Genomic DNA, 15,915 nt, shown 5'->3' on the forward strand with positions numbered 1-15,915 from the left:
CAGCGTGAAGCCTAGCCGAGGCGACGCGCCTCGCTCACGCCCGGCAGCGCGTCCAGCTTGCCCAACAGGTTGGACAGCTGGCCGTAGTCGCTGACCTTCAGCCGCAACCGCAGATGGGCACGGCCGCTGTTGCGCACGTTGTCACTGTGGATGTCGAGCACGTAGGCGTCTTCCTGGGCGATCAGGTTGGTGATGTCCTTCAGCAGCCAGCGGCGATCGACCGCATCGACCACCACGTCCACTTCGTAGCCGCCCCCGGCCTGCCCCCACTCCACCGGCAGGATGCGCTGCGGACTGGTGGCGGCCAGCCGAGCCAGCGCGACACAGTCTGCACGATGCACGGTGACACCGCGGCTACGGGTCAGGTAGCCGACAATCGGTTCGCCGGCCACCGGCTGGCAGCAGCGTGCCAGCTGCACCAGCAGGTTGCCCACGCCCTGCACGGTGAACTTGGATTTACCAAGGTTCTCGCGGCGCGCGGTCGGCCGCGGCAGGGTCGGCGCGGGCGCCGGTTGGCTGGCCGCACGCTCTGCTTCCAGCAGCGCACGGCTGACCTGGTTCGGGCCGGTATCACCCAGCGCCACCTGGATGTACAGGTCATCGACGCTGTCAGCATGAAATTTCTTCGCCGCTGCCGCCAGGTCCGAGTGCTGCAGGCCCAGCCGCTTCAATTCGCGCTCCAGCAGCTCGCGACCGGCCTGCACGTTGCGCGCGCGGTCGAGCTTGTGGAACCAGCTGCGCACCTTCTCGCGCGAACGGTTGCTGGCCAGGAAACCCAGGGCCGGCATCAGCCAGTCGCGGCGCGGATCGGCCTCCTTGCCGGTCAGGATTTCGACACGGTCGCCGCTGCGCAGGCGGTAGGTCAGCGGCACGATGCGGCCGTTGACCTTGGCGCCACGGCAACGGTGCCCCACCATCGTGTGCACCTGATAGGCGAAATCGAGCGGCGTGGCGCCCTGCGGCAGGTCCAGTACCTCGTCCTTCGGGCTCAGTGCATAGACACGGTCTTCGGTCAGCTCGGCATCAAGCGCACCGGCCAGCTCATTGCCCTGCCCCTCCTGCGCCTGTTCCAGCAGCTGGCGCATCCAGGTGATCTTGCGGTCGAAGGACTTTTCCGCGCCTTTGCCGCCTTCCTTGTACTTCCAGTGCGCGGCTACGCCCAGCTCGGCCTGCGAGTGCATTTCATGGGTACGGATCTGCACTTCGATGGTGCGGCCCTCCGGCCCGACCACGGCGGTATGCAGCGAACGGTAGTCGTTGGCCTTGGGCCGGGCGATGTAATCGTCGAACTCACTGGGCACCGGCGCCCACAGCGCATGCACCACGCCCAGCGCGGCATAGCAGGCAGCAACATCGTCGACCATCACCCGCACCGCGCGGATGTCATATAGCTGGTCGAATGCCAGACGCTTCTTCTGCATCTTCCGCCAGATGCTGTAGATGTGCTTCGGGCGACCGCTGACCTCGGCCCTGATGCCCTGCGCGACCAGCTCGCGCGACAGCACCTTCTTGACGTTCTCGACGTAGCGCTCGCGCGCGATGCGGGTTTCGTCCACCTCACGGGCGATGCGCCGGTAAGTCTCCGGCTCCAGGTGGCGGAACGCCAGATCCTCCAGCTCCCACTTCAGCTGCCAGATGCCCAACCGGTTGGCCAATGGCGCGTGGATGTCGCGTGTCAGCTGCGCCAGCGCGCGGCGCTGCTCGTCGTCCAGCTTGTCGGCGGCACGCATCCGCGCCAGCTGCCGGGCCAGCAGGATCGGTACAACGCGCAGGTCGCGGATGATCGCCAGCAGCAGCCGGCGCAGGCCTTCACTGTTGCGCCCTGCCTCGCGGCCGGCGTGCAGCGCCCATACCGGGTCGGCGGCGTCCTGGCCGTCAAGCAGGCCGATCACCGCGGCCTTGTGGCTGCCCAGCGGCAACTGTTCCAGGCTCGCCCGCAGGCCAGGCAGGTCGAACAGCAGGGCCGCGACCACCGCGCCTTCATCGGCAGACAGCATTGCCAATGCGTCGAGGGTGTCACCCAGCACCGACCAGCTGGCGCGCATCTGGTGGTCGCACTCCGGCGCTTCCCAGCGCTCGCGCAGGGCCTGGCGCAGCGGAGCGGGCAGCACCGCTGCCGAGGGACGGTTCAACAAGGCATCCAGGCCGGGGACGGAAGCGCGGTTCACAGCATCGAGCAGGCAAGACAGAGGCCTCTACACTAGCGCCGGTGCCGTTCAGGGACAATCGCTGCGGCTGCATCGCCCGGCATGAGCACATGCCGCTACACTCGCGGGCAAACCCAGGAGAGTCCCGCCATGCCCTCGATCCTCCCGCATTTCCGCCCACGGCTGCTGGTCTGCGCCGCACTGCTGCTGTCCCTGTCGGCGCCTGCACTGGCCCAGCGCGTGGTCGAAGGCGACCTGCAGCAGCAGATGTCGCCGGCCGAGTTCAAGGCTGCCGGTCTGGACAAGCTCAACGCCACCGAGCTGGCTGCGCTCAACCGCTGGTTGCAGGGCAAGGTCGAAGCGGCCACCACCCAGGCGGTCGCCGCGGTGCGCGAGGAAGCGCGCGAAGAGGGCCGCCAGGAGGTAATCAAGAAGAATCGTGGCTTCTTCGATTTCGGCAGCGCCGAGCCGATCGAAAGCAACCTGCAGGGTGAGTTCCGTGGATTCGGCCAGGGCCGCCACTATGTGCTGCAGAACGGACAGGAATGGGAGCAGGTCGATTCCACCCACTACTCCGGCGGACGCAGGGATGCGCCCAAAGTCAGCATGCGTCCTGGCGTGATGGGCGTGTGGTACATGAAAGTTGACGGCGTGAACGTACAGCCGAAGGTTCGTCGTACCAAATAAGGCCATGGCCTTCCTGTAGCGCCAGGCCCACGCTTGGCTGCCTTTCCATGGACTGCCATCGTCCATCGCCAGAAGCAGCCGAGCATCGGCTCGGCTCTACAGGACCGGGTTCACGCCTGGCGCAGTGCGGTCACCCGCTGCGCCAGCTTCTTTGCCGAGATGCCGGTGCGTGCGCCCAGCTCCTGCGCGAACAGCGACACCCGCAGCTCTTCCAGATCCCAGCGCAGCGCCTGCCATTGCGGGCGCTCGCGCAGGCCCTGCTGCTCACCCACCTGCAGCGCCTCCAGGAACGGATGCAGTTCCAGCATGCGTGCCTGGTCACGTGGCGGATCGCGCTTGGCACGCTCGGTGCGCAGGATCATCGCCTTCAGGTAGCGCGGGTACTGCGCCAGCGCGTCGGCTGGCGTATCGCGCAGGAAGCCGGGGTGGATCAGCCCGACCAGCTGCGCCTCCATGTCATCCAGATTGCCACGCGCCCAGCCCATCAGCGGTGCTTCCAGCATCGGCTTCAGTTCCGCTACCAGCGCCAGGATGGCCTCGGCCAGTTTCAGCCGCTGCATGGCTTCGCCGAACAACGCCTTGGCCGCATGCTCGCGACGCTGCTCGAATGCCTGCGTATCGCGGATCTCGCCCAGGCCATCGGCCAACACCGCGTTCAATGCGGCGTCGACCAGATCACCCCGCAGGCGCTCCTGCGTTTCGATCGAGGCGTACAGCAGGCCGGTCTTGGCCGCTACCGGCAACTGCTTGCGCGCCTGCTTGATCTTCTCGCCGAGACCGATCTCCAGCAGTCGGCGCACGCCAAGCGGATGTGCTTCTTCGGCCTGCTGGCGGTCTGCGAAGATGCGCAGGGCCACGCTGTCGCCCTCGTCCAGCAGCGCCGGGTAGGCAGGAACACCCGCCTCGCCCGGTACCTGCAGCGGAATCGGCGTGGCCGGGAACGTGCGCAGGCCATCGGCGGCCATCTCGCGCCCCGCGCGTGCGGCGAAGGCATCACCGGCGCGGCCACCGAATGTCGCACGCAACGCCTCCAGATCGCGCGACGTTGCCAGTACCTTACCGTTCTCGTCGCGCAGGCGAAGGTTCATGTGCAGGTGCGCTTCGATTGAATCCGGTTCGAAGTCAGTGGCTGCCACCTTGGCGCCGGTCGCGCGTGACAGGAAGCGCGCCAGCTCGCCGGTGATGGCGTCGGCACTGGGCTGCGGGAATGCCTCGAAGAATGCACGCGCGAAGTCCGGCGCGGGCACATAGTTGCGGCGCATCGCCTTGGGCAGGCTGCGGATCAACGCGGCCGCCTTGTCGGCAACGAAGCCCGGTGCCAGCCAGCCCAGCTGCACGGCATCCAGCGCATTGAGCAGGTGCAGCGGCACGTCCAGGGTCACGCCGTCATCGTCAGCGCCCGGCTCGAAGCGGTAATGCAGCGGCAAGCGCGCCTGGCCCAGCGCCAGGTACTTCGGATAACGCTCCTGTTCGCTGCCCTCACCCGGCAACAGATCGACCAGCGACCAGTGCAGGGTCTTCCGCTGTTCCGGTGCCAGCCCCTTCCACCAGGTATCCAGCCCCGCGGCCGAATGGATCTGCGGCGGCACCCGGTCCAGGTACCAGCGGGCCTGCCAATCCTCGTCGGCAACAATGCCGGCGCGGCGCAGCTTGGCTTCTTCCTCGCGCGCGACCTCCAGCACCTTCTGGTTGTCGGCCACGAAGCTGGCGCGGGTGTTGATCTCGCCGGTCACCAGCGCCTGGCGCACGAAGATGTCGTGCGCTTCGCCCGGGTTGATGCGGCCGTAGTGCACCGGCTTCTTCGGTGCCAGTACCAGCCCGAACAGACTGATCTGCTCGGAGGCCAGCACCTGGCCCTGTGCGCGTGACCAGTGCGGATCGAAATGTTTTCGCAGCAGCAGGTGCGGCAGTTCGGCAATCACCCAGTCCGGCTCGATCGCCGCCAGGGTCATGCCCCATACCTTCTGCGTGTCCAGCAGGTTGGCCGCCAGCAGCCACGGCGGTGGCCGCTTGGACAGCGTCGAGCCCGGGAAGGGCAGGAAGCGACGCTGGCGCGGCGCCTGGAAATCGCCCTTGTCGGTGCGGTGGCCGATCTGCGTCGGCAGGCCCGCCACCAGCGCCCGGTGCAAGGTCTGGTAGGTGGCGGCACGCACGCGCTCGCTGTAACCACCACCGTCGGGCGCCTGATCCTTCTGCGCGCGTGCCGCCACCGGCGCAGGTGCGGTTTCAGCCTTGCCTTCGCGGGCCAGACGCGCGGCACGGTGCAGCTGGCCACGGGTGGCCTTCACTGCACTGGCATCATCGCGGGCTGCAGGCGGTGCACTGCTGCCGGCCAGCAACGGCGCCATCGACGCCTCGTTGGCTTCTTCCTTCCAGCCCAGTTCCTCGCACAGCAGGCGCAGCTGCCGATGCAGCTCGCGCCACTCGCGCATGCGCAGGAAGCCGAGGAAATGACGGCCGCACCAGTCGCGCAGCTTGGACTGGGTCAGGTCTTCGTGGGCCTGCCGGTAGGCATCCCACAGGCGCAGCACACCGACAAACTCGGAGCGCCCATCGGCAAACTGCGCATGCGCGCTGTCAGCCGCGCCGCGCGCTTCGGGCGGGCGTTCGCGCGGGTCCTGGATGCCCAGGAACGAGGCGATCACCAGCATCGGCCGCAGGCAGCCGGCGGCCTGCGCGGCTACCAGCATGCGCGCCAGCTTCACGTCCACCGGAAGGCGCGACATCTGCCTGCCGATCGCGGTCAGGTGACGCTCGCTGTCGATCGCGCCCAGTTCGGTCAGATGCTGCCAACCGTCGGCCACCGCACGTTCGTCGGGGGCCTCCAGGAACGGGAAGTCCTCGATGCGGCCCAGGCCAAGCTGCAGCATGCGCAGGATCACCCCGGCCAGGCTGGAGCGCCGGATTTCCGGATCGGTGAATTCCGACCGTGCCTGGAAATCGGCTTCGGCGTACAGGCGGTAGCAGATACCCTCGGCCACGCGGCCACAGCGGCCCTTACGCTGGTTGGCACTGGCCTGCGAGATCGGCTCGATGTGCAGGCGGTCGAGCTTGTTGCGCGGGCTGTAGCGCTTTACACGGGCGAAACCGGGATCGACCACGTAGCGGATGCGCGGCACTGTCAGCGAGGTTTCCGCCACATTCGTGGCCAGCACGATGCGGCGGTTCGAGCCGGGGTTGAACACGCGGTCCTGGTCTTGGTTGGACAACCGCGCGTACAGCGGCAGCACCTCGGTATTGCGGTACTTGCGGCGCTCCAGCGACTGGTGCGCATCGCGGATCTCACGCTCGCCCGGCAGGAAGATCAGCACGTCACCACGTGAATCCAGGCGGGTGATCTCGTCGATGGCCGACACGATGGCATCGTTGACCGTGCGCTCGCCCTGGTCTTCGCCTTCGCCTTCCAGCGCGCGGTAGCGCACTTCCACCGGGTAGGTACGGCCTTCGACGCTGATCACCGGCGCATTGTCGAAATGCTGGGCGAAGCGCTCGGTGTCGATGGTGGCCGAGGTCACGATCAGTTTCAGGTCCGGGCGCTTGCGCAGCAGCTGCTTCAGGTAGCCCAGCAGGAAGTCGATGTTGAGGCTGCGTTCGTGCGCCTCGTCGACGATGATCGTGTCGTAGTTCGACAGCCAGCGGTCGCTGGCGATCTCCGCCAGCAGGATGCCGTCGGTCATGAACTTGATGCGGGTGTCTTCGCCGACCTTGTCGTTGAAGCGCACCTGGTAGCCCACCAGCTGCCCCAGCTCGCTCTGCAGCTCCTGCGCCACGCGGCTGGCCACCGCGCGTGCGGCGATCCGGCGCGGCTGGGTGCAGCCGATCATGCCGGCCTGGCCACGGCCGGCGGCCAGGCACAGCTTGGGCAGCTGGGTGGTCTTGCCCGAACCGGTTTCGCCAGCGATCACCACCACCTGATGGTCGCGGATCAGCTGGGTGATCGTCTCGGCTTCACGCGCAATCGGCAGCTGCGGGTCCAGAGTAATGGACGGCTGCTGTTGCGCCCGCGCCTGCCGGCGCTGCACCGATACCTGCAAGGCCTGCTCGAAGGTGGCGGCCAACGCCGCATCCTGCGGCTTGGCCTGGCAACGCGAGAGCATTCCCAGCAATCGTCCACGGTCGCGGCTCATGGCACCGTCAATGGCGGCACGCTGTTGGCGCTGGCGGGACTGCGGCATTTTGTCGATAGCGTTCATCAATCGGTTCGTTTAAAACTTTGAATGCGACCAGTCATCACGACTGATTTATTGTGAAGGCCAACGATTCCACAAGGAGGAACCCCATGGCGAAGACCAAGAGCACGACCAAGCCCAAGACCGGCAAGCAGAAGCTTGCGGCATCGGCACCGTCGGCCCCCAACATCGATATCGGGATCACCCAGGGCGATCGCAAGAAGATTGCCGACGGTCTGGCACGGTTCCAGGCCGATGCGTTCACGCTCTACCTGAAGACCCACAACTTCCACTGGAATGTGACCGGGTCGATGTTCAACTCGCTGCACACCATGTTCGAAACGCAGTACACCGAGCAGTGGGCGGCACTGGACGATGTGGCCGAGCGCATCCGCGCACTGGGCTTCAATGCCCCGGGCTCCTACCGGGAATTTGCTGCGCTGACCTCGATCGTCGAGGAGCCGGGCCTGACCGACAGTGCGGACTGGCGTGAAATGGTACGCCAGTTGGTGGTCGCCAACGAAGCGGTATGCCGTACGGCACGTGAAGTGCTGGATGTGGCCGACGACGCTGACGACGCCCCGACCGAGGATCTGATGACCCAGCGCCTGCAGACCCACGAGAAGTACGCCTGGATGCTGCGCTCGCTGCTGCAGTAAGGGTTGAGGGGGCTTCGGCAGGGCTTGCAGCCCTGCACCTGCCGAGGCAACGTCAAGTTCAACGTCAACGTCAAAAGCGGGTTTCCTGAGGGTTGGCGGGGTGGGTCCGGTTGAGGGGGACGCCGTAAACCCGTCCATGGGGGCTTGGTCGCGGCATCCATGCCGCTCACACCCCCTCAACCGGACCCACCCCGCCTTCGACAGTTTCCCGCGATCTGCCAGCAAAGCCTGGGGTCAGATCCGTTTTCCTGCGGAAAACGGATCTGACCCCATTTTGTTTGTCGATATCTGACAGATTCCATCCAGGCATCGAGTGGATGGCCCCACCGTCAACGGGAATCTGTCGGGGGTGGGGCGGTGTGGGCTTGCAGGACCGTTGGCGCCATGGATGGCGCCATCGAGCCCCCATGGACGGGTTTACGGCGTGTCCTGCAAGCCCACACCGCCCCACCCAGCCAGCAGACAAGCCAGAGCCGGCTGTTGCCTTTGACGTTGCACCGGCTTGTAGCGGGTGCAGGGCGCAGCCCTGCCGAACCCCCGCCGGGGTAAACTAGCCGGATGGCTTCCCGTCCCGCGCACGACCTGCTCCGCCGCGTCTTTGGTTACGACGATTTCCGTGGTCCGCAGCAGGACATCGTGGAGCATGTGGCTGCCGGTCACGATGCCCTGGTCCTCATGCCCACCGGCGGCGGCAAGTCGCTGTGCTACCAGGTGCCGGCCCTGCTGCGTGACGGATGTGGCATCGTCATCTCGCCGTTGATCGCCTTGATGCAGGACCAGGTCGAAGCCCTGCGCCAGCTCGGCGTGCGCGCCGAGTACCTGAACTCGACTCTGGACGCAGAGACCGCCGGGCGCGTCGAACGCGAGCTGCTCGCCGGCGAGCTGGACATGCTCTATGTCGCTCCCGAGCGCCTGCTGACCGGCCGTTTCCTGTCACTGCTGTCGCGCAGCCACATCGCCCTGTTCGCCATCGACGAAGCGCATTGCGTATCGCAGTGGGGCCACGACTTCCGCCCGGAATACCGCCAGCTGACCGTACTGCATGAGCGCTGGCCGGAGATTCCGCGGATCGCGCTGACTGCCACCGCAGACCCGCCAACCCAGCGTGAGATCGCCGAGCGGCTGGACCTGCAGGAAGCACGCCACTTCGTCAGCTCGTTCGACCGCCCCAACATCCGCTACACCGTGGTGCAGAAGGACAACGCCCGCAAGCAGCTGAGCGATTTCCTGCGCAGCCATCGCAGCGAGGCCGGCATCGTCTACTGCATGTCACGGCGCAAGGTAGAGGAAACCGCCGAGTTCCTCTGCACACAGGGCTTCAACGCCCTGCCCTACCATGCCGGCCTGCCGTCGGAGGTACGCGCCAACAACCAGCGCCGCTTCCTGCGCGAGGACGGCATCGTGATGTGCGCCACCATCGCCTTCGGCATGGGCATCGACAAGCCGGACGTGCGCTTCGTGGCGCATACCGACCTGCCCAAGTCGATGGAAGGCTACTACCAGGAAACCGGCCGCGCCGGTCGCGATGGCGAAGCCGCCGAGGCCTGGCTCTGCTACGGCCTGGGCGATGTGGTGCTGCTCAAGCAGATGATCGAGCAGTCCGAGGCCGGCGAAGAACGCAAGCAGCTCGAACGGGGCAAGCTCGACCACCTGCTGGGCTACTGCGAATCCATGCAATGCCGCCGCCAGGTGCTGCTGGCCGGATTCGGCGAAACCTACCCCGAGCCCTGCGGCAACTGTGACAACTGCCTGACCCCGCCAGCGTCGTGGGACGCGACCATTCCTGCCCAGAAGGCGCTCAGCTGCGTGTACCGCAGTGGCCAGCGTTTCGGCGTCGGCCACCTGATCGACGTTCTGCGCGGCAGCGAGAACGAGAAAGTGAGGCAGCAGGGCCACGACAAACTGAGCACCTACGCGATCGGCCGCGACCTCGACGCGCGCACCTGGCGCAGCGTATTCCGCCAACTGGTGGCCGCCAGCCTGCTGGAAGTGGACAGCGAGGGCCACGGCGGACTGCGCCTGACCGATGCCAGCCGCGATGTACTGACCGGACGTCGGCAGATCAGCATGCGTCGCGACGCCGTCAGCACCAGCACCGGCCGCGAGCGCAGTGCCCAGCGCACCGGCCTGTCGGTGCTGCCGCAGGACCTGGCGTTGTTCAATGCCCTGCGCGGCCTGCGTGCCGAACTGGCACGCGAACAGAACGTGCCCGCCTTCGTGATCTTCCACGACAGCACCCTGCGTAACATCGCCGAGCAGCGCCCGACCAGCCTGGACGAACTGGCCCGGGTCGGCGGCATCGGCGGCACCAAGCTGAGCCGCTACGGCCCGCGCCTGGTGGAGATCGTGCGGGAGGAAGGTTGACCGCCACGCGTTGCCGCGTTGGGCGCTCGCCGGGCATGGCCCGGCGCTACCCCTTCGCTGACAGCGCGCAGGTGTCCTCGTAGAGCCGAACCCACGCTCGGCTGCTGTTGCCGCACAAGCAGCCGAGCATGGGCTCGGCTCTACATACATTGGTGCTGCTCCAACCTTGAACCGGCCATTCAGCCGGAAGTGCATCCGCGCCCACTTGCAGCTAGATTAGTGTCATGTCCCTGGCCTCGACCCTGCTCCGTGTCGTGCTCATGCTCAGCCTGTTGCTCAACGGGCTGAACGCGGCCATGGCCAGTGGTCACGAGGAAATGGGCCGGATGGCCCACGCCGTAGCCGCTGCTGTTGAAGGTGGCACCCCTGATTGCCACCACCACGCCGGCATGCAGGCCGACGAGGCCCCGCAGGCCAAGGCCCCCGCCCACGACGCTCATTGCCAGATCAAGGACTGCGTGCGCAGCTGCGCCCAGCACCCGCTGCTGGTGGTGCTGCCGTTGCCGGTCATGGCTGGCCCGGCGTTGTCGCTGGCACCGCAGCCGATGCCGGCCAATGGCCGCCCGGCGCCGCCGCTGCCGCCGATCTCGCGCCCTCCCATCGGCTGATTCCACACGCACCGTGCGCCCTGCGCACTGGAGCCGGCTACCCGCCGGCGTCTTTCCGTGTCTGGAGTCACCCTCATGAATACCCGCATTCCCCCCGGCCCGGGCGCTGTGCCCATGCCGTCGCGCCGCCTGTTCGTACAGGGCCTCGCCGCCGGTGGCGTGGTTGCCGGCATCGCCGCTGTCGGCGTGCCGCAACGCGCGCTTGCCGCCGCCAGCGCCGCCCCGCGCCTGGCCGGTGCCCCGGCCGTGCTCAGCGATACCCGCCTTGAACTGGCCATCGGCGAATCGCTGGCCAACTTCACCGGCCGCACCCGCCCGGCGATCACCGTCAACGGCTCGCTGCCGGCACCGATCCTGCGCTGGCGCGAAGGCCAGTCCGTGGACCTGTTCGTGCGCAATACGCTGGAACGCCACCCGACCTCGATCCACTGGCACGGCATCCTGCTGCCGGCCAACATGGATGGCGTACCCGGCCTGAGCTTCAACGGCATCGGCCCCGGTGAGACCTACCACTACCACTTCGACCTCAAGCAGTCCGGCACCTACTGGTACCACAGCCATTCGCTGTTCCAGGAACAGGCGGGGCTGTACGGCCCGCTGATCATCGACCCGGCCGAACCGGCGCCGTACCGGCATGACCGCGAGCACGTGATCATGCTGTCCGACTGGACCGACATGGATCCCGGCGCGCTGTTCCGGCGAATGAAGAAGCTCGCCGAGCACGACAACTACTACAAGCGCACCCTGCCCGACTTCCTGCGCGACGCGCGTCGCGATGGCTGGTCCGCCGCCCTGTCCGACCGCGGCATGTGGGGCCGGATGCGGATGACGCCCAGCGACATCTCCGACATCAACGCGCACACCTACACCTACCTGATGAACGGGACCGCGCCGGCCGGCAACTGGACCGGGCTGTTCCGCAGTGGCGAAAAGGTGCTGCTGCGTTTCATCAACGGTGCGTCGATGACCTACTTCGACGTGCGCATCCCCGGCCTGAAGATGACCGTGGTCGCCGCCGACGGCCAGTACATCCATCCGGTCAGCATCGACGAGTTCCGCATCGCCCCGGCCGAAACCTACGACGTACTGGTGGAACCCAGCGGCCAGGATGCCTTCACCATCTTCTGCCAGGACATGGGCCGCACCGGCTATGCCGCCGGTACCCTCGCCGTGCGCCATGGGCTGCAGGCACCGATTCCCGCGCGCGACCCGCGCCCGTTGCTGACGATGAGCGACATGGGACACGACATGGGCAGCGGTGGCCACGACATGGCGGCGATGAAGGGCATGGAAGGCGGCTGCGGTGCCAGCATGGGCCACGGCGCACATGGCGGCGGCGAGACCGCCAGCAAAGCGCCAAAGCATCCGGCCAGCGAGCGCAACAATCCACTGGTGGACATGCAGAGTTCGGCCACCGAGCCGAAACTGGACGACCCCGGCATCGGCCTGCGCGACAACGGTCGCCAGGTGCTGACCTATGGTGCGATGCGCAGCCTGTTCGAAGACCCCGACGGCCGCGAGCCCGGCCGCGAGATCGAGCTGCACCTGACCGGCCACATGGAAAAGTTCTCCTGGTCGTTCGACGGCATTCCCTTCGCCGGGGCCGAACCGCTGCGGCTGAACTACGGCGAGCGCATGCGCATTGTGCTGGTCAACGACACCATGATGCAGCACCCGATCCACCTGCATGGCGTGTGGAGCGACCTGGAAAACGCACAGGGTGAATTCCAGCTGCGCAAGCACACCATCGACATGCCGCCCGGTACACGCCGCACCTATCGCGTACGCGCCGACGCACTCGGCCGCTGGGCCTACCACTGCCATCTGCTGTACCACATGGAAGCGGGCATGATGCGCGAAGTGAGGATCGAAGAATGAGCCGCTCCCTCCTTTCCCCCAGCCTGCTGGCCTTGGGCCTGGCTGCTACGCTGCCGGTGTTCGCGCAGTCCCATGCCGGCCATGACATGGACACGATGGACGCGCCCGCGAAGGCCGTGAAGACGCCGGCCGAACAGGTCGATCATTCGAAGATGGATCATTCGAAGATGGACATGGGTGCGGCAGATCACGCCGGCATGGACCACTCGGCCATGGACCACTCGAAGATGGACCATGGCGCGATGCAGCCAGCGGCGATGGACCATTCCAAGATGGATCACGCGGCGATGGGGCACGGCACACCCGCACCGACCGAACCGCGCGAACCGATCCCGGTGCCCACCGATGCCGACCGCGCCGCCGCGTTCCCGCCCATCGCGCACGGTGCGATGGAACACGCGCCGGAGATCAACAGCCTGCTGCTGATCGACCGTCTCGAACACTGGGATGGCAAGAGCAGCAACGGCCAAGCCTGGGAGGCCACCGGCTGGATCGGCGGCAACATCAACCGCCTGTGGCTGCGCACCGATGGCGAGCGTAGTCGTGGCCGCACCGAGTCGTCATCGCTGGAAGCGCTGTATGGCCGCAGCGTATCGCCGTGGTGGGACGTACTGGTCGGTGTGCGCCAGGATTTCCGCCCCGCCGATTCACGCACCTGGGCGGCGATCGGCATCCAGGGCCTGGCGCCGTACAAGTTCGAGAGCTCAGCCACGCTGTACATGGGCTCCGGTGGCCAGGTGCTGGCCAAGGCCGAGGTCGAGTACGACGTGCTGCTGACCAACCGCCTGGTCCTGCAACCCCTGCTGGAAGCTACAGTCGCGGCCAAGGACGAGAAGGAGTATGGCATCGGCCGTGGCCTGAACAAGGTCGAAGCCGGGCTGCGACTGCGCTATGAGTTCAGCCGCCGCTTCGCGCCCTATATCGGCATCAGCCACGAACGCACGTTTGGGGACACCGCCGGCTACGCCGGTGACCACGCGCGCGACACGCGCTGGGTGGCGGGCGTGCGCATGTGGTTCTGAGCAGCGTTACGTGAGCAGTGGCCAGCCCCGGCAGCCGCCGGGGCCGGCTACACTGCGCCACGTTCCAATGCAGGCACCGCCATGTCGTTGCAGATCCGCCGCGCCACCCTCGCCGACGCCGACGCGCTGTCGGTGATCGCCATCGCCACCTACACCGAGACCTGGGGCGACTCGTACCCACCGCAGGATCTGCACGATTTCCTGCAGGCGCACTACGGCATCGCACCGCAGCGGGCCGAACTGTCCGACCCGCGCAGTGCGGTCTGGTTGCTGATGGACGGTGACTCGGTGGTCGGCTATCTCGCCGCCGGCGCCAACACCCTGCCGCATGCGGATGCGCGCGAGGGCGACATTGAGCTGAAGCGTTTCTACATCCTGGCCGCACACCAGAACGGCGGCCATGGCGCGCGCATGATGGATGCGTTCATGGCCTGGCTGGACCAGCCACACCGCCGCACCCTGTGGGTGGGCGTGTGGGAAGAGAACTTCGGCGCGCAGCGCTTCTATGCGCGCTATGGCTGCAGCAAGGCCGGCGAGTACGATTTCATCGTCGGCGACAGCCGCGACCGCGAATTCATCCTGCGCCGGCCCTGAGCAGCGTCAGAAATCGAACAGTTCGGAGAGGAAGCTCTCCTTCTTCTTTTTCTTGTAGCCCTGGCTGTACTGGCCACGGTTGTCATCATGGCGCTGGCCGAGATGACGGGTATCGCGATGCATCACCGGCGGCGGAGCGGCCTGCGGTTGCACAGGCGCTGGCGGCGGCATGGCGGCACCTGCACCGTCAGTGGCGCGCTCGATGATCTTGTCGAGTTCGCCACGATCCAGCCATACACCACGGCAGCTCGGGCAGTAGTCGATCTCGATGCCATGGCGTTCGGCCATCTGCAGGGTCTGGGTCTTGCACACGGGGCACAGCATCGGCATTGCTCCTGTCGGTCTGGCATCGACTGTACCTGCGCGGTGATGACTGTGCGGCAACGCATGACCGAAGGCACAGGGACTTCCGGCGCGTGCCGGTCATGCCGAAGGGCCCGACACTGCGGACTTGTCCCGCAGGGAGTGCGTACATGACAGTGTTGTCCCGCTTGCCCACCGCCACACGTCTGTTGCTGGTCCTGCTGGGCGTTGGCCTGGGCCTGAACCTGCGCGATATCGCCGCAGCCGCAGGAACTCCCATTCCCGCCCTGCCCATGCCCTATGGCGGCAGCCTGCTGGACAACGCACTGGCAGTACTGGTTGCGCTGCTGCTGGCTACGCTGCTGCGACCCCGCGGCATTGGCCTGCTGGCCAGCCTCGGCCTACGTGGAAACGGCTGGCGCGGTCCGACGTGGGTGCTGCTGGCCAGCCTCCCCTGCTGGCTGGGACTGGCGCTGCTCGGCACCGCGAACACGGCGCTGACCGCGCTGGACGCCATGATGCTGGCCGTGCTGTTCCCGCTGGCCGAGGAAGTGCTGTTCCGCGGCCTCGGCTTCGTGTTGCTGGTGAAGATCGTGCGCGGCCCGTGGCCGCTGCTCGCGCTGCCGCAGGCGGTGCTGTTCGGCATGGTGCACTGGCTCGGCTTCGGTGGGTTCGACGGTGGCGGCATCGCGCTGTTCATTGGCGCGGTCATCGCGTTCGGCGGCTTCATCTTCGCTTGGCTTGATCACCTGGACGGCGACACCCTGTGGTGCGGCCTGGTCCTGCACGTTTCGATGAACCTGGCCTGGAATGTGTTCAGCCTCGATGATGCCGTTGCACTGGGCTGGCAGGCTACCGGCCTGCGCATCGGCACGGCCCTGCTCGCGGTCACGATCCTGGCCTGGCACGTGCGTCGCCGGCGCCAGTCGCGGTTGTAACGCCCACTTAGCTTGCCGTGCACGCCGGGATCACTACCGGCTTGCGCATACTTGCGCGCCTTTCGCTCCCCCTGTTGTCCGGAGTTGCCGCGTCATGTTGCTGTCCAAGCGCTTTGTGGAACCGCGCGTCCTGCTGATCGAGGACGCCGAGGAAACCCAGGAACTCAGTCGTCTCGCCCTGGAAAGCCAGGCCTGCCAGGTCACCGCTGTCAGCAGCGCCGAGGCCGCACTGGGCCTGCTCAACGCCGGCGAACCGTTCGACCTGCTGTTCACCGACGTCTGCCTGGGCGGCATCAGCGGCATCGAAACCGCCAACCGCGTGCGCGAGCACCTGCCGCAGCTGCCGATCCTGGTAACCTCCGGCATGGACCAGCACCGCGTGCTGCCGCAGTTGCGGGAGGGCATCCACTTCCTGCCCAAGCCGTACAGCATGAGCGAGCTGCTCGATGCCATCCGCCTGTGTTTCCGCCATGCGGCGGATGCCACGTTGATGCCGCCGCCGCAGGCCAGCGCGGCCTGAGGCAATCATCCACGCATGGCGTGGAT

At 66.9% G+C, this 15,915-nt stretch carries 12 protein-coding genes; 9 read left to right on the forward strand and 3 right to left on the reverse strand.

Translation table 11 applies throughout. The features are described 5' to 3' along the window. Nucleotides 1-11 precede the first annotated feature (11 nt). Nucleotides 12-2,168, reverse strand: a complete 2,157-nt coding sequence (locus ACZK2G_RS16835) for a RelA/SpoT family protein (RefSeq protein WP_046987844.1) — start codon at nucleotides 2,166-2,168, stop codon at nucleotides 12-14. A gap of 129 nt (nucleotides 2,169-2,297) precedes the next feature. Here ACZK2G_RS16835 and ACZK2G_RS16840 point away from each other — a divergent pair, with 129 nt between their 5' ends. Next, nucleotides 2,298-2,834, forward strand: coding sequence for a hypothetical protein (locus ACZK2G_RS16840; RefSeq protein WP_046987845.1), 537 nt, complete (start codon nucleotides 2,298-2,300; stop codon nucleotides 2,832-2,834). A 110-nt stretch (nucleotides 2,835-2,944) separates the two neighbouring features. Here the strand turns inward: ACZK2G_RS16840 and hrpA are convergent, their stop codons facing one another. Beyond that, entirely contained in the window at nucleotides 2,945-7,027 is a 4,083-nt protein-coding gene (hrpA, locus tag ACZK2G_RS16845) for an ATP-dependent RNA helicase HrpA (RefSeq protein ID WP_478473905.1), read from the reverse strand. Nucleotides 7,028-7,113: 86 nt separating this feature from the next. On the opposite strand from hrpA, the gene ACZK2G_RS16850 reads away from it, so the two are divergent. The 6 genes from ACZK2G_RS16850 (at nucleotide 7,114) to ACZK2G_RS16875 (ending at nucleotide 14,128) form a co-directional block, all read left to right on the forward strand. Further along, nucleotides 7,114-7,662 (forward strand): Dps family protein, encoded by a 549-nt coding sequence (locus tag ACZK2G_RS16850; RefSeq protein WP_025879374.1) that lies wholly within the window; start codon nucleotides 7,114-7,116, stop codon nucleotides 7,660-7,662. A 558-nt stretch (nucleotides 7,663-8,220) separates the two neighbouring features. Next, complete coding sequence (gene recQ / locus ACZK2G_RS16855; RefSeq protein ID WP_136639872.1) at nucleotides 8,221-10,026, forward strand: DNA helicase RecQ; 1,806 nt, start codon at nucleotides 8,221-8,223, stop codon at nucleotides 10,024-10,026. A gap of 224 nt (nucleotides 10,027-10,250) precedes the next feature. After that, nucleotides 10,251-10,634, forward strand: coding sequence for a CopL family metal-binding regulatory protein (locus ACZK2G_RS16860; protein ID WP_046983229.1), 384 nt, complete (start codon nucleotides 10,251-10,253; stop codon nucleotides 10,632-10,634). Between the two features lie 75 nt (nucleotides 10,635-10,709). Beyond that, a complete protein-coding gene (locus ACZK2G_RS16865) occupies nucleotides 10,710-12,512 on the forward strand; it encodes a copper resistance system multicopper oxidase (RefSeq protein ID WP_478473906.1) in 1,803 nt (600 codons plus the stop codon). Beyond that, on the forward strand, nucleotides 12,509-13,534 hold the full coding sequence (locus ACZK2G_RS16870; protein ID WP_478473907.1) for a copper resistance protein B: 1,026 nt from the start codon (nucleotides 12,509-12,511) through the stop codon (nucleotides 13,532-13,534). Before ACZK2G_RS16865 ends, ACZK2G_RS16870 begins: the two co-directional genes overlap by 4 nt. 81 nt (nucleotides 13,535-13,615) lie before the next feature. After that, nucleotides 13,616-14,128 (forward strand): GNAT family N-acetyltransferase, encoded by a 513-nt coding sequence (locus ACZK2G_RS16875; protein WP_478473909.1) that lies wholly within the window; start codon nucleotides 13,616-13,618, stop codon nucleotides 14,126-14,128. Between the two features lie 6 nt (nucleotides 14,129-14,134). Here the strand turns inward: ACZK2G_RS16875 and ACZK2G_RS16880 are convergent, their stop codons facing one another. After that, the gene (locus ACZK2G_RS16880; protein ID WP_136639868.1) at nucleotides 14,135-14,452 is read right to left on the reverse strand and encodes a TFIIB-type zinc ribbon-containing protein; all 318 of its coding nucleotides are present in this window, start codon (nucleotides 14,450-14,452) and stop codon (nucleotides 14,135-14,137) included. A gap of 149 nt (nucleotides 14,453-14,601) precedes the next feature. Here ACZK2G_RS16880 and ACZK2G_RS16885 point away from each other — a divergent pair, with 149 nt between their 5' ends. Beyond that, nucleotides 14,602-15,369 carry a CPBP family glutamic-type intramembrane protease gene (locus tag ACZK2G_RS16885; RefSeq protein ID WP_478473910.1) on the forward strand — a complete coding sequence of 256 codons (768 nt, stop codon included), beginning with the start codon at nucleotides 14,602-14,604 and terminating at the stop codon, nucleotides 15,367-15,369. A gap of 94 nt (nucleotides 15,370-15,463) precedes the next feature. Continuing rightward, nucleotides 15,464-15,889 carry a response regulator gene (locus ACZK2G_RS16890; RefSeq protein ID WP_046983224.1) on the forward strand — a complete coding sequence of 142 codons (426 nt, stop codon included), beginning with the start codon at nucleotides 15,464-15,466 and terminating at the stop codon, nucleotides 15,887-15,889. Nucleotides 15,890-15,915: the final 26 nt, after the last annotated feature.

This window comes from Stenotrophomonas sp. 107298_Sma, assembly GCF_056480345.1.